Origin of the sequence: Thalassolituus sp. (assembly GCF_034111725.1) — a bacterium.
Lineage (GTDB): Bacteria > Pseudomonadota > Gammaproteobacteria > Pseudomonadales > Oceanobacteraceae > Thalassolituus.
Map to the genome: position 1 here is coordinate 19,749 of NZ_JAWUWR010000028.1, position 15,429 is coordinate 35,177.

At 48.6% G+C, this 15,429-nt stretch carries 5 protein-coding genes; 1 reads left to right on the forward strand and 4 read right to left on the reverse strand.

Annotation, left to right across the window (positions count from 1 at the left end; genetic code table 11):
* Window positions 1-2: 2 nt before the first annotated feature.
* From UXZ23_RS04090 to pgm, 4 genes are all read right to left on the reverse strand, one after another.
* Window positions 3-668, reverse strand: coding sequence for an HAD family hydrolase (locus UXZ23_RS04090; protein ID WP_320819372.1), 666 nt, complete (start codon window positions 666-668; stop codon window positions 3-5).
* Window positions 665-9,415: a GH36-type glycosyl hydrolase domain-containing protein gene (locus UXZ23_RS04095; protein WP_320819373.1), complete on the reverse strand. Its 8,751-nt coding sequence runs from the start codon at window positions 9,413-9,415 to the stop codon at window positions 665-667. The genes UXZ23_RS04090 and UXZ23_RS04095 overlap by 4 nt, the downstream gene beginning before the upstream one ends.
* Window positions 9,416-9,654: 239 nt before the next feature.
* The gene (locus UXZ23_RS04100; protein ID WP_320819374.1) at window positions 9,655-10,449 is read right to left on the reverse strand and encodes a Crp/Fnr family transcriptional regulator; all 795 of its coding nucleotides are present in this window, start codon (window positions 10,447-10,449) and stop codon (window positions 9,655-9,657) included.
* Window positions 10,450-10,641: 192 nt separating this feature from the next.
* The gene (gene pgm / locus UXZ23_RS04105; protein ID WP_320819376.1) at window positions 10,642-12,291 is read right to left on the reverse strand and encodes a phosphoglucomutase (alpha-D-glucose-1,6-bisphosphate-dependent); all 1,650 of its coding nucleotides are present in this window, start codon (window positions 12,289-12,291) and stop codon (window positions 10,642-10,644) included.
* A 263-nt stretch (window positions 12,292-12,554) separates the two neighbouring features.
* Here pgm and rapA point away from each other — a divergent pair, with 263 nt between their 5' ends.
* Window positions 12,555-15,293 carry an RNA polymerase-associated protein RapA gene (gene rapA, locus UXZ23_RS04110; RefSeq protein WP_320819375.1) on the forward strand — a complete coding sequence of 913 codons (2,739 nt, stop codon included), beginning with the start codon at window positions 12,555-12,557 and terminating at the stop codon, window positions 15,291-15,293.
* Window positions 15,294-15,429: the final 136 nt, after the last annotated feature.

The following is a 15,429-nucleotide window of genomic DNA, read 5'->3' on the forward strand; positions in this document are numbered from 1 at the left end:
ACTCAAACCCCGAGGTAGGAGTACTTTTCATTCAACAGGTCGCCGATTGCATTAATAGTAATATCGGCATTTGGATAACCAGCTCTTGCCAGTTGATCATGAGCGTAATGCCCCTGTAGCGGCCAGATGGTGGTTAGCTTATTTCCCCAAAGTGCTTTCATCGCAGTAATAATATCTAGCTTATCGTCAACCATAACGTAATTCTTCGCCGGAAACTGCTGGGTGATATCATCCAGCATGCGTTCTTTATTGATATAAATAAGCACCCGCCCACCGACTGCATCCCATAGGCCAGAGCGTTGAATTTTGCGTGGCTGGAATATAGCGTCACCGTCAGAAACAATAACCACCGGCCCCTTTTCGCCAAATCGTTGTAACACGTCAATCGCATCGGTGTATAAACGCTCTGCAAATGGATACTCTAGCAAGTAGGTAGAAACGGCGAATAGTCGCCTATTCGTTATATTTCTCAAGCGATATTGCTGCAGCGCACCTAGGTAATCTGAATACCCTAAGCGTTTACGGTTATCGTCATAAATCAGCCAGTAATCAGCAGCGCTGGATTCTCCGATCTGTCGCACAAGGAATGCATGAAAATCTGCTAAAAAACTGTCAGAGTCGAGCAAAGTATTGTCGACATCGAACAAGTAAACACAATTGTCTATCATGATTCCTGCTCGCTTATTTGGGTATCTATTGCAACCATCGGTAGTGTTGAAATAGTAATGGTGAGCTGGTGCGTGTTGCCATCTAGTGGAGCGCGCACTTGCATATTGGCCGACGTATCCGCTGAAATGTCACGGCCATCCAGTACTACGGCACTATATGTTTTTGATGTGTTCAGGACGCCATTTTTAAACTGAATAATTTCAATCGCGTAGTCTGTATTATCGATATGTATTAGCGCTTTAAAACCTGGCCAGTGAGAAGGAATGCAGGGGTGAATCGTGAGTTCTTTGCCTTCTCTATGAATGCCAAGAATGCCTTCCATCCCCGCCCGATACATCCACCCCGCCGCGCCGGTATACCAAGTCCAACCGCCTCGACCTATGTGGGGAGCAACGGAATACACATCAGCCGCAACCACATAGGGCTCTACTTTATAGCGCTGGGCTTCCTCAGGATTTAAGGCGTGATTAATCGGGTTAAGCAAGGCAAATAGATTATGAGCTTTGTCCGCTTCACCTAGTTGAGTGAAAGCCAATATATTCCACATCGCTGCATGGCTATATTGGCCGCCATTTTCGCGTAAGCCGGGTGGATAGCCCTTGATGTAGCCGGGATCGAGTGTCGTTTTATCAAACGGCGGGGTAAACAACAAAGACAGTCCCTGCTCTGCTTTAATTAAGCGTTGCTCGACGGAGTTCATCGCCATTACTGCACGTTTAGGATCGCCAGCATCAGACAGCACCGCCCAAGATTGGGCTATCGCATCAATCTGACATTCATCGTTATTCGCTGAGCCTAGCCAACCGCCATCATCCAGACTAGCGCGGCGATACCATTCGCCATCCCATGCGGTATCTTCAATTGCCTGTTTCACACGATCAGCATGATTAAGCCAACGCTTTAACCGTTCATCATTTGCATGACTGCTGACCAAAGGCGCGAATAAATTGATGGTGCGAATGAACAACCAGCCCAGCCAAACACTCTCGCCTTTGCCATCTTGACCAATGCGGTTCATGCCATCGTTCCAATCACCCGTTCCCATGAGCGGCAACCCATGTTCTCCGGTAAGTGCAATGCATTGTTCTAAGCCGCGCGCGCAGTGTTCGAACAAGGTTGCAGATTCATCTGCCGGCATAGCCTGAAAGAAAGCATCATGCTGGTCAGCGGCCAGTGGCGGGCCATCAATAAAGGCCACCTGCTGGTCCAATATCGATGTATCGCCCGATGTTTGAATGTAATTGGCCGTGGCAAACGCGAGCCACACCCGGTCGTCAGAAATGCGAGTACGCACCCCTTGCCCGGTATGCGGCAGCCACCAATGCTGCACATCGCCTTCGACAAACTGCCTGCCAGCGGCACGCAAAATATGTTCACGAGTGAGATCGGGGCGGCGAAAAGTGAGTGACATGCCATCTTGTAATTGATCTCGAAAGCCATACGCCCCGCTCGCTTGGTAAAATGCCGAGCGTGCCCATATCCGGCAAGCCAAGGTTTGATACAACAGCCAGCCGTTAAGCATAATATCCATGGCACGATCTGGTGTCGTCACTTGAACAGCACCGAGCAAGCCATCCCAATACTCAGTAACGTCAGTCAGCACACGATCGAGGTCGAGTTGGCGGTAGCGAGATATCAAGGTTTGGGCTTTTTTAACCGACGTACACTGGCCCATAAATAGCACCACTTCTACCGACTCACCGACGTCCAAGTCGACAACCATTTGTTGCACTGAGCAAGGATCGAGGCCAGCGCCTAAACGCCCAGATAATGGCGCGTCAGTAACGAGCGCAGCAGGGGCATCAGCACCACCATTACGCCCAAGAAATTCGGTACGATCGGCTGTCCAAGTGGATTGCATGCCATTCATATCAGCAAATGCGACACGTCCGGGGAAGGCAATGTTCCAGCGATTAGATACTAGAATGGCGTTGGAGTCGGCATCTAGCTCTGTCGTAATAAAAGGTCCAGAAGATCCTCGTGACGTACCCAATACCCACTCAATGTAGGAGGTCACCGAAAGCTGCTTTCTGCGCCCACTTTGATTGTGCAGGGTCAGACGCGAAATTTTTATTGGATCGGCCAAGGGCACGTATTGCAGCAGTGTTAACGCTATGCCGTTGGTTTGATGCTCAAACCGGCTATAACCACGCCCGTGATGGGCGATAAAAGGACCACTATCATTTCTAACGCGCCCTTTCACGTCACCACGAATGGGCTGCGCAGTTGCGCTAAACAGCTCCAATGTTTCTTCATCTCGTATATAAATGGCTTCGCCTGTAGGATTCGAGACTGGGTCGTTACACCAAGGCGTTAGTTGATTTTCCCGACTGTTTTCCGCCCAGGTATAGCCACTGCCTTCTGCTGCCACATGAAAGCCAAAACTCGGATTAGCAATCACATTGATCCACGGTGCCGGTGTCTGTGCGCCATGTTCTAGAATCACGGTATATTCGCGGCCGTCCTTGCCGAAGCCCCCTAGACCATTGAAGAATTCTAAATTCTGTTTTAGTACTGACAGCCTTGCTTGGGATGAGACATTGTCTTCGTTTTGCTCCCTATCTTCTTGACTACCGTTTAAGGGCAGCGAATGCGGTTGACGATTCCAAGCGGGGGCGACGGGCAAGCGTGCAATATGCTTACTAATCGAACCGCGCCGAGCGTTAAGGACCACTCTAGCCGCGGCTTTGAGCAAATCGCGTGCTTTCACTGTCATAAGGTCCGCGCGCAGCATATACACCGAGCCTTTTACTTGCTCGCCATTGTACTCGTCGGCCATACGCGGGCGTGATTGACTCCGTCGCACGGCGGTCTCTATGCCGATCTGTAAGTCTTGTATATACGAACACGCATGTTCGTTAATAATGACCAAATCCACAGCAAGACGCTTCATGCGCCAGTATTCATGCGCACGCAATAGCTGTTTTACTTGCTCAATATCTTCGATGTCATCGATCAGCAGTAACACGATGGGCAAGTCACCAGAGATAGAGTGAGTCCAAAGCACCGACTGCCCCATCATTCCGCGATTGATCGCTTCTGCGGAGGCACGAAAACGCGGATCAGCATACAAAATCGGAGCGGCCAAACGCTGAAAGTCCGCTGCTTCAGCAGAGCTAACATTTAGATGGCGAAGCTGGACTTGAGCTTGCGTCCACGCCAAGGTTTTTGCACGATCATAGGCACTGCGATCATGGTGACGATCAATCAAATCCAGCAGCGCTTCACGCGATGGTGCAACCACTGTCCAAAATGCAATACGAGTTACTCCGCCTGCGGCCACTAACACGCGATGGCGTAAGGAAAACATCGGATCGAGAACCGTGCCTACTGAGTTTGAGAGATCACGACTTGAATACTCCGCAGCCGCTAGATCTGGACTCCGTCGACGGCTAAATGCGGTAGCCGTGGCGATGGTATTACCTCGTCCAATAAACAGCGCGCGATTGGTTTCGTATTGTGGGTCGGCAGTTATATCGCCTTCGACAACGGCAAAATGTGCAGCCCAAACGGAAGCGTCGTCCGCAGAACGCTTGCGCCGCGAGGCAATAAGCGCTCCGTACTCTGCTAGATACTCTGTCTGTACAAACAACTTGGCAAACGCAGGATGCGCGTTATCGGTTGCCGCTGTGGTGAGCACTAATTCGATGTAGGACGTCACCTCGATATTCATCGCCTGACGACCGTTATTACTTAACGAGATTCGTCGAACTTCACCGTCGTCCTCGCCCGAGACTAAGACTTCCATATTGGTGGTTAAACTGCCGTCGTGTCGTACATATTCGGCGTGATCTTCTTCGAATACGCCGTCTGGATAATGGCGTTCTCCATCCAATGGCTGTACGCCGCTCGACCAAAGCTTGCCGGACTCCAAGTCGCGCATAAAGATAAAGCTGCCGTATTGATCGCAGGTTGAATCTTCCTGCCAACGGGTAACCGCAATATCACGCCAGCGACTGTAGCCAGCTCCACCGGAAGTCAGCATCACGGCGTAGCTGCCATTGGAAAGTAAATGCGTTACTGGTGCGCCGTCAGCAGAGGCATCCAAGCGTCTTATGGTGGGGGTATCTTCGGTCGAAATCGAGGTGGAAACTTTCACTTCTTCTGCACGAGGATGACTAATTGAAACATTTCTCGGCATACGTTCTTGCAGCAAGAGTTCGCAAGCCTGAATCATAGGTTCTTGATGGAAGCGTTTTCGTACTTGCCCTTGGTGTAGGGCATTAGCAATAGCAACGATCGTCATACCCTGATGATGCGACATATAACTTCGCACAATGGCGAATTCGGTTTTAACTGGCAAGCGCGTGGGCGTGTAATCGAGCGCTTCGTAAAACCCAAACCGTCCTAGAGCACCCATCTCTGCCAAGCGGTTAAAATTAAGCACGGCCGCACGCGGTGCGATCATAGTGGCAAGGCCGGTTGCATACGGGGCTATTACGCGGTTTTCCGCGAGGCCGCGTTTAAGTCCCAAACCCGGAACACCGAAGTTCGAATACTGATAGGTAAATTCAAAATCACGAGCATTATAGGCCGATTCTGAAACGCCCCAAGGCATCGCCAAGTCGTCCCCATATTGCTGCTGGCGCTGCACGATCAAACGATTGGTTTGTTCTAATAAACTGCCTGCCGGTGCGCGCATGACTAACGATGGCATTAGATATTCGAACATAGAACCCGACCAAGAAATAAGCGCCGAGCCATTACCCATAGGCGTGGCTGAACGACCAAGGTGGAACCAATGTTTGGTGGGGACATCGCCTTTTGCAATCGCAAACAAACTGGCAAGACGAGCTTCTGAGGCAAGCAGGTCATAGCAACTTGGATCAAGGCTGTTTTCAGCAAGCGAAAAACCAATGGATAACAGCTTTCTTTCTTGATTCATCAAGAAGCCAAAATCCATCGCCAGTGCCATATTGCGCGCGGTTTTAGCGAGTGACGTCAAACGGAATTGGATCGAATCGGGTCCATTTGTTAGTTCTAGTTGATCGCGTTGCTGTTCAATCAATAAGTTGCGTATGGCATTAAGCCAAAATGCTACATCCGCAACTTGATTATGGATCGTGTGTTTTGCGTCTTTATCTTGCTGGCTAGGAGCGGATTCGCTAGCCAGCTTAATGGCCTTTTCCGCGAGCCTAATCAAAATAGGCGATAAAGCATCCATGGTTTGCAGGCTATTAAGCTTATTTGCTACGTCATCGAGAATATCCACAAGAGGATGATCAGTGCTGTTCGTCAGTGGACTTTTTGAAGTGCTGGATTGTGCTGCGATAGCTTCATAGGCAAGCTTGAGATTATCCATCACTCCCAAACGTATCGCGCGGGGAGTTGGAGCCTGCTGCCACTCATCACAAGCGTTAGCCAGTGCGATTAAATGCCCGGCTAAATTGCCGCTATCAACAGATGAAACATATTCCGGTAATAATGGGGTTAGGCTCTCAGTGCCATACCAATTAAAAAAGTGGCCGTTATGTTTTGGTAACAATTGTAAGGTTGCAAAACTCGTTTCTAAGCGTTCAATTGTTTCTAGCAATCCAGCCCAGCCAAAATCATGAGCTGAAGCCGAGGATAATAAATACAAACCGATATTTGTTGGCGACGTGCGGTGGGCAATAACGGGCTCGGGTTCTTCCTGAAAATTGTCCGGCGGCAGCATATTATCGGCTGGCGTCACAAAGGTTTCAAAATAACGCCACGTTCTGCGGGCGGTTAAACGCAGCATCATGGCGTCTACATTTAATTCATCGGTATTAATAATGACCGGAGATCGACTGGTGTATAGCGCGATCACAGGAGCAAATAACCAGAGTGCGAAAAATATCGCTATTAATGGAATTAATACTGGATTTAAAGCCAAGGCGATTAGGCAAAGAGATACACCTAATAGAACCCCTTCTGTCATGGCGCGATAAAAACCCATAATTCTAAGACGCGGCATGGCATTACAATTGGCGGCTGTTTCCCACTCCAAGCGGTGGTTCCCTGTTATCCAGAGTCGAATCAAGGTGCGGCCAATAGCATCCAATGTGCGCCAGCTTTGATCGGGAAGAAGCGCAACGGTAAATATGGTTTGATTAAATGCGAGACGCACATCCCCTACCCATAAGCGAAAATGATTTCGAGTGTCTATGTCTGAATGACGTGGGATAAAAGAAAACACAGACGGAATAAACGCCGGTATCGCAATTGTCGCTAGCAATAAGCCTGTGGTAAATAGCGCCATAGCGGGTGGAAATAACCAACAGAAGGCCAATGCTAGCAAGGTCATTGGTGCGACTAACGACCGCCTTAAATTGTCGATTAATTTCCAGCGCCCAAGAGCCGACATACCTTGCAGCCCTGCTGGGTTACCAAATATCCAAGGCAGTAATTGCCAATCGCCACGAGTCCAGCGATGTTGGCGTTTGGCGGCGACATCGTAGCGAGCGGGAAATTCCTCCACCACTTCAATATCCGAGACTAAACCGGCACGCGCGAAGTTCCCTTCAAGCAGGTCGTGGCTAAGCATGGTATTTTCGGCGATTCGATTCGCGAGCGACGCTTCAAAAGCGTCGACGTCGTAAATACCTTTGCCAGTAAATGATCCCTCGCCAAACAAATCTTGATACACATCTGAAATTGCAGCCGCGTATGGATCTATACCACCCGGTGCAGAAAATATTCGTTGATAAAGCGAGCCTTCTTCACCTACCGATAACGATGGTGTTACGCGTGGCTGCAGAATGCCATACCCTTTAATAACCCGCTGTTTTTCTTTATCCAGTTGTGGACGATTAAGCGGATGTGCCATTTTCCCAATCAGGCGTAGTGCTGCTTCACGCGGCAGTCGGGTATCGGCATCAAGGGTGATGACGTAGCGCACATCAGTTGGAACTTTAGGTTCAACACCATTTACCGTGATGTAGCTGGTATCGGTAGCACCGCGTAATAAGCGATTGAGTTCGTGTAATTTTCCGCGTTTACGTTCCCACCCCATCCAAACTTTTTGGCTTGGATTATATTGGCGACGTCGATGTAATAGTAAAAAACGATAGCCGCTAGGCCCTGCTTTATAAAGCGTATTTAAGCGTGCAATTTCTGTGGTTGCTAAGGCTAACAAAGGCACATCGTTGGCAAGTTCTTCTTGATCTGCATCGACACCATCCGTGAGCAAAGCAAAACTCACGTCGCCTTCAATGCCACTTAAATAGTGCACTTCTAAGCGCTCAATCTGCTCCAGTAAATCGGCTTTACTGGTCAGTAATGTCGGTACTGCAATAAGGGTGCGTAACGAAATTGGCACACCCGACTTTAATTCTAGACCAGGTAATATCACAGCACCAAAACGCCAAGTCACTAAACGATGAACAATAGCAGAGGCCACTTCCGTGGCCGGTATGAAGCCGACGATAAACCAAAGCAGCCATGTCTGAAATGAGAGCGCTGCAGGGCCAAAAATAAATAATGATAGGGCTAAAAAACAACTTGCTATAACAGCGATAGAGCCAACATAACCTGTTACACCAAGGCGAATATGAAGACGATTTATTCTTACCCTTAATGTTGGACGGTACTGTACGGAATCTTCAAAATCTTTTCGGCCTTGATCAATTAAATAATAGCCTGTGTCACTTAATCGCTGTCTTTCAATAGCATCAATTTCTTTCGTGTTGCTGTCTTTGTAGGCTTTCCGAGCGGTGTTGATAACGCGTTTGGCAATATCGACTTCAGAATAATCGGTGCCGCGGGAGATTTGCTCCACAGCGCTGCGATACAAATTACGGGTAGCAAAATCCATAGCCACAAATGCACAATCGGCGCGAAGTTCTCTATCAACATAACTGACTTTTTCAAATAGCTCTGACCAGTCGATATCCGATATCAAGTGCATGCTAGTAATGACATTGCGAATACTAACGTTCGATGCCCCTTGACGTTGTTGCGCATGTTGCACAACATCGTCAACCGACTGATCTTGCGCTTTTAAACGATGCTCTAGCCACTCAAGTGCCGGAGTGGTTTTTGGGTCTTGATCTCTCAATCGCTTAGCAAGCTGTGCGGCGAAGACTTCAGATAAATGCTCAGAGGAGCGCGAGCTGATGTCGTCTTGCAAAGCTGAATGGGAACAGCCGGAAATTAATAGTTTTTCGGTTAATTGGTCGGCATCTTGGCGCTCAGCACGCCCTGTGGCAATTTGATCTGCTAAGCGGCGCAGGTTTTCAATTAAGACAATACGCAAGGTAATGGCAACTGCCCATAATTCACCAATCGTTAACGGCTGAATCGTTTGATAAGCGTTAATAAACCGGGTTAGAACTTCCGGATCAAGATGGCTGTCTGTATGGGCAACAAAGGCCCAGGCAATACCAAAAACACGTGGGTACCCCGCAAGCGGACCATCAATAAGCTTAGGTAATTGGCGATAATAACCGACTGGCAAATCGTCCCGAACGTTGCGAATTTGCTCTTCAACCAAATGATAATTATCGAGTAGCCATTCGGCCGCCGGCACGACTTTCCGCCCCGCTTCTAACTCAGTCGCACTGTCACGATAAAGTCCAAGGAGTGCAATGGAGTTTTGATCCAGTCGCTTATGTAACGGCAGCACTGCAGTAGTCGCGTCGGATACATTTTGTGCTTTTGCCAAACTAATGGCATGTTCTTCCAATCGCTCTAGGCCAAATAATTCTTCACGAATAGGCGCTTTGCTTGCCCACAGTGAATAGGATAAATGGTGGCGTCGCATAGAATAAATAAAGTGTCGCATGCTCACCTAAAAAATCTTTGTTTGAATAAGTTACTGACGAAATATCTCAAAAAAATAAGGGATATTTATTTTCATTTTTATTTTAAAGGAGTTATTCGGTAGCGGTCTGTACGCTACCGAACTTAAAATCTTAACAATAAAAAAATTTAATTAATGAGGGATTTTCGGAATTCTAAAATTCGAAATTATAGCTAGAGGGCAGATATCAAACGGCGGTGTAATTAATAGGAGTTTACGATTTAAGCGACAGTATCGTCAGTAACAGTACTGTTAACAGCCTTATGAACCACGTTGTTTTTTGGTATTGGATAAGGAAGTAAACGGTCAGTCTCCTTCTTTACGACGGCATAACATTCACAGCTTAAGGCTTCCAGCTCATCTCGATTTAATACGGTAATATGACCACGATGGTAATCAATGACGCCTAGTTTTTGCAGTTTTCCCGCCGCCTCAGTGACACCTTCGCGGCGCACACCTAGCATATTGGCAATAAGCTCTTGAGTCATAGTGAGATGATTGTCTGGCAAGCGATCAAGCGACAATAATAACCAGCGGCACAGTTGTTGATCTATCGAGTGATGACGATTGCACACTGCGGTTTGTGCCATTTGCGTAATTAACGACTGGGTATAGCGCAACATAAGCTCAAGTAACTTGCCATGGCGTGAAAATTCTTCGGTGAGCTTAGTGGCTTTTAGGCGGTAGGCATGGCCAGCGCTCTGCACAACCGCTCTGCTAGATGTACTTTCGCCGCCCATAAACAACGAAACACCAATTAACCCTTCATTACCCACAACCGATATTTCTGCCGATGCTCCGCTTTCCATAACATAGAGCAAGGACACGATGGCATCGACTGGAAAATACACATAAACCAAGGTATCACCAGCTTCATACATCACTCGTCCGAGTGGTAATTCTACCAGTTCAACAAATGGGAATATGCGATCTTGTACTTCGACAGGTAAGGCCGCCAGTAGGTGATTTTCCGAAGGAGATATTTTTGAACAACTAGGACTCGCTATTTTTGACATATTTTTGGACTTCTCCCTGCTCACAATCGAGATACCCAAGCATTATTGCTCGATATAGTCCAATAGACTGTGCGCTAACGAACACAGTACTACCTTTAAAAAAATATAGGAATTGATTTAGATCAAAGGAATTAGATGCCTTAAAAAGACTATAAGTTGCTGCGCATTTTGCCCAGCAACTTTAGTTGCTTGTTAGTTGGAGGTATCTAATGCCGCATCAACGATTTGCTGGGCTTCATCAAGAATATCCTGCAAATGACTTTCGCCTTTAAAGCTCTCGGCGTAGATCTTATAGATATCTTCCGTGCCCGATGGGCGCGCTGCAAACCAACCGTTTTCCGTAGTCACTTTTAAACCGCCAATCGCTGCATCATTTCCCGGTGCCTTCGTCAGAACTGCGGTAATCGCCTCGCCTGCCAATGAGGTTGATTTCACTTGCTCGGGTGATAGCTTCGACAGCTTAGCTTTTTGCTCCGGAGACGCCGCCGCTTGAATGCGATTTTCGATGGGCTCGCCCATTTCGCGCGCTAAGTCTTGGTACATCTGCGCTGGATCACGCCCAGTTTTAGCGATAATTTCTGCTGACAGCAAAGCGGGAATAAGGCCATCTTTGTCAGTGGTCCAGACTTGGCCATTACGGCGCAAGAAGGACGCCCCTGCACTTTCCTCACCGCCAAAGCCTAATGAGCCATCGACCAAGCCATTGACGAACCATTTAAAGCCAACAGGTACTTCAACAACCTTACGACCCAGCTTGGCACCCACGCGATCAATCATCTGGCTGCTTACTAAGGTTTTACCAATGGCGGTATCTTGCTTCCAGTCGGGGCGATTTTGAAATAAGTAATTAATGGCCGCGGATAAGTAATGATTCGGCGGCATAAGGCCAGAGCTAGGCGTCACTATGCCGTGGCGGTCGTGATCAGTATCGCAGGCAAAGGCGATATCGAATTTGTCTTTTAACGCAATTAAACCCTGCATGGCATACGGCGATGATGGGTCCATGCGGATTTTGCCGTCCCAATCGACACTCATAAAACGGAACGTGGTATCGACGGTTTGGCTCATCACTGTGAGATCAAGCTTGTAACGTTCGGCGATGGCTGGCCAATAACCTACCCCTGCTCCACCTAATGGATCAACGCCCATGCGCACACCGGTATTACGGATAGCGTCCATGTCGATCACGCTGTCGAGATCGTTTACATAGTTATTGAGGAAGTCGTACACATGCGTTGTTGGTGCTTTCAGTGCTTTCTCGTAAGAGATGCGCTTTACCCCACGCAAGCCATCTTCCAACAGTGCATTTGCGTGTTGCTCAACCCATTTGGTGACATCGGTATCGGCTGGGCCGCCGTTGGTTGGGTTGTATTTAAAGCCGCCGTCGCTCGGTGGGTTATGCGACGGTGTGATGACGATGCCATCAGCCAGACCACTGGTACGGCCCAAGTTGTAGCAAAGAATGGCATGCGAGATCGCCGGTGTTGGCGTGTATTCGCCTGCCGGTGCCATCATCACTTCAACCCCATTAGCAGCAAGTACTTCGAGGGAGCTAACAAGCGCTGGCTCAGATAAGGCATGGGTATCAATACCGATAAACAGCGGGCCTGTGATATTTTGCAGCTTGCGGTATTCGCAAATAGCTTGGCTTATCGCCACAACATGGGCTTCGTTGAAGGATTTGTTGAATGAATTACCACGATGGCCGGAAGTACCAAAAGCAACACGCTGCGCCGCAATCGCAGGATCAGGGACTTCGCTGTAATACGCAGTAACCAGCTTAGCAACGTTAACCAGAATCTCTTCAGGAGGCAGCTTTCCTGCCAGTGGATTAATGATCATGCCTGTATTCGATTGACTCAACTTGCACCTCCAGTGCGCGGCTCAACTTTGAAAATTGTCTCATTGTACCCTCTGACGGATAGTTTACGAGTTAGGTAGCTTCATATTAATTTGGCGCGGTGGGCATTTGAGCCACTTTGCTATAAACTTCGCCGCCATTCTCTCCTGTCATTATTACGCCTGTGATTTCTTAATCTGAATTTCGTCTAGGCCGTTGATTGTGACGACAGGGTTCGTATTTCTCGTGCAGGTATTGTGTCGCTATGTATATCGTTGGGCAGCGTTGGATCAGTGAAGCTGAAACGGATTTAGGCTTAGGGCTCGTGCAGAGCGTCGATTTCCGAATGGTAACTGTGTACTTCCCAGTTATCGATGATAGTCGAACGTATGCTGCGGATAACGCCCCTCTAACTCGAGTTGTTTTCGCAGTTGGCGATACAGTACCACTGCAGGATGGCTCAACAATGACCATCACCGAAGTGCAGGAGCAAAAAGGTATTTACTTTTACGGCGACGCCGATCAGTTCGTTGCAGAAACTCACCTCAGTGGCAATATTCAGCTTAACTCGCCATCCGACCGTTTATTTACCGGCCAAATCGACAATAACAACCTTTATGAGTTACGCCAAACGGCCTTGCAGCGCTTAGCTAAGCTACGTCAGCGTCCGTTCTATGGTTTGCTCGGTGCTCGCACGAGTTTACTAGCGCACCAGTTGTATATCGCTGAACAAGTCACCCAAGATGCCATTCCTCGCGTACTGCTAGCCGATGAAGTGGGTTTAGGCAAAACCATTGAAGCAGGTCTTATATTGCATCGTTTGCTTCTACAGCAGCGCATTCAACGGGTGTTGATTCTGGTTCCTGATCATTTGCTTCATCAGTGGCTGGTGGAAATGACGCGCCGTTTTAATTTGCGCTTCGCTGTGGTTAACCGCGCTGCTATTGCAGAGGAAGATGATCTATTTGAATCAGATCAACTGTTCCTATGCCCACTTTCTATGGCTACCGAAGATGACGTTGCTGCTCAAATCCTGACCAGCGATTGGGATATGTTGGTAGTCGATGAAGCGCACCATCTCGAATGGACGCCAGAAGGCCAAGATGCCAGCTACAGCTTAGTCGAGCATATCTCTACGCAGTCACCAGGCTTGTTACTGCTAACCGCAACTCCTGAGCAGCTGGGCGTAGCTGGTCACTTTGCGCGTCTGCGATTGCTTGATCCACAACGCTATACGAGCCTAGATCGTTTTGTCGAAGAACAGCAGGCTTACCAACCCATTGCCGAACTAGCTGCGGTGATTGCTAGCGATCAAGAGTTGAGCGAAAGCCAACAAGCACATTTACTCGAACTGCTACCCGATCTAGGTTCCGATGCCGACCGCAATCGTCAACTGGATGCTTTAATAGATCGTCATGGACCTGGCCGAGCGCTATATCGCAACACGCGTCATGGTGTTACTGGGTTTCCTAAACGCGTTCCAAGCATCACTGCACTACCATGCCCTGAAGATTACCAAGGTGACGGCTTGCCGGGATTGCATCCAGAAATGGATATGCCGAACTGGTGCGATATGGACCCAAGAGCGGAATGGCTGCATTCCCTGTTAAAGTCCAATCCTACGGATAAAGTCGTGCTGATCTGCCATAAGGCGGCAACCGTATTAGATATCGAAGCTTACCTATGGGAAACACATCGCATTCAAGTGGCGGTATTCCACGAACAAATGGATTTAGTGGAGCGAGATCGTGCGGCTGCTTACTTCGCCGATCAGGAACAAGGTGCAAAACTACTACTGTGCTCAGAGATTGGCAGCGAAGGCCGTAACTTCCAGTTCGCCCGTCACTTAGTTCTGTTCGATTTGCCGCTTAACTGCGACCTAATTGAGCAGCGCATTGGTCGTCTAGATCGTATCGGCCAGAAGCACGATATTCAGATTCACATCCCAGTATTTGAAGGCCACATCACTCAGCAATGGTCGATCTTGCTGAATGAAGGGCTAGATGCGCTTAGCCGCCCTAACCCAGCCGCTCAACCATTGCTTGAACGCAATCGTTTAGAGATCGAAACGGCGCTGAACAACGCGGCCGATCTTACTGAGTTAACTCAGAAGCTAGCGACGGAGCGCACTGAATTGTTGGCTGCCTTAGAAACCGGTCGTGATCGCTTGTTGGAACTGCACTCTTGCCATCCAACTCGCGCGCGCAAGCTTGCGCTCGATATGAGCATTGCCCACATCGAAGACGAAGCCGACTTAAATGACTTCCTTGAGTTGTTCGCCGACGCCTTTGGCCTTGAGTTGATTGAACTGGGTAGCGATTGCATCACCATTGCTCCAGGCGATCACATGCTAGTACCAGATATGCCGCACCTACCTGAAGATGGTTTTATGGCCACGACTCGTCGTGAGGTTGCACTTGCTCGCGACGACGTTCAATTCTTGAGTTGGGAGCACCCTTTTGTTGATCAGGCGCTTGAGCTTATTACCAGCGGACCAGCGGGTAATGCTGCTGTGGGTTATGTCGAAAATCATGAGTTCAAAACTGGCGACTGTTACTTGCAGTTGCAGTTCGCAGCGCGCTGCCCAGCACCTAAGGCATTGCGTGTAGAACGTTATCTACCACCTGATGCAATGCATTTAACGATGACACCGAAAGGTGATCTAAAGGTTAATGAGCCTGAGTGTGCACCGTTTGTTCTGCCTCTAAAGCGCGGAACAGGACGAGGCTTGCTTGAGCAAAAAGAAGCTGAAATTAAGCCACTCATCGCGCGCCTAGAAAAAATGGGCGGCAATCAGCTGGGTAAAATGATTGAACGCGCTCGCAACAAAGCCGATGTCGCGTATACCGACAGAAAAGCGCGTTTAGTTGCCTTGGCCGAACATAATCGCAATATTTCGCCTGCCATGCTGGCTGCGGTTGATGCTGAACGCACTGCAGTTCTTGCTGCGATTGAAGATGCACAGCTAGTGCTCGATAGCGTACGAGTTGTTTTCTGCGGCTAATAGAGGCCCGCTTTATTGACCAGAACATGATTCACCAGCCGGCTGACACGGTCCTCGATAGCCGATCCGCTCACCACTTGTAAAACTATTTGTACCCTGAGTCGTACCTCCGAGCAATTGAGAAGCCTCAATTGCT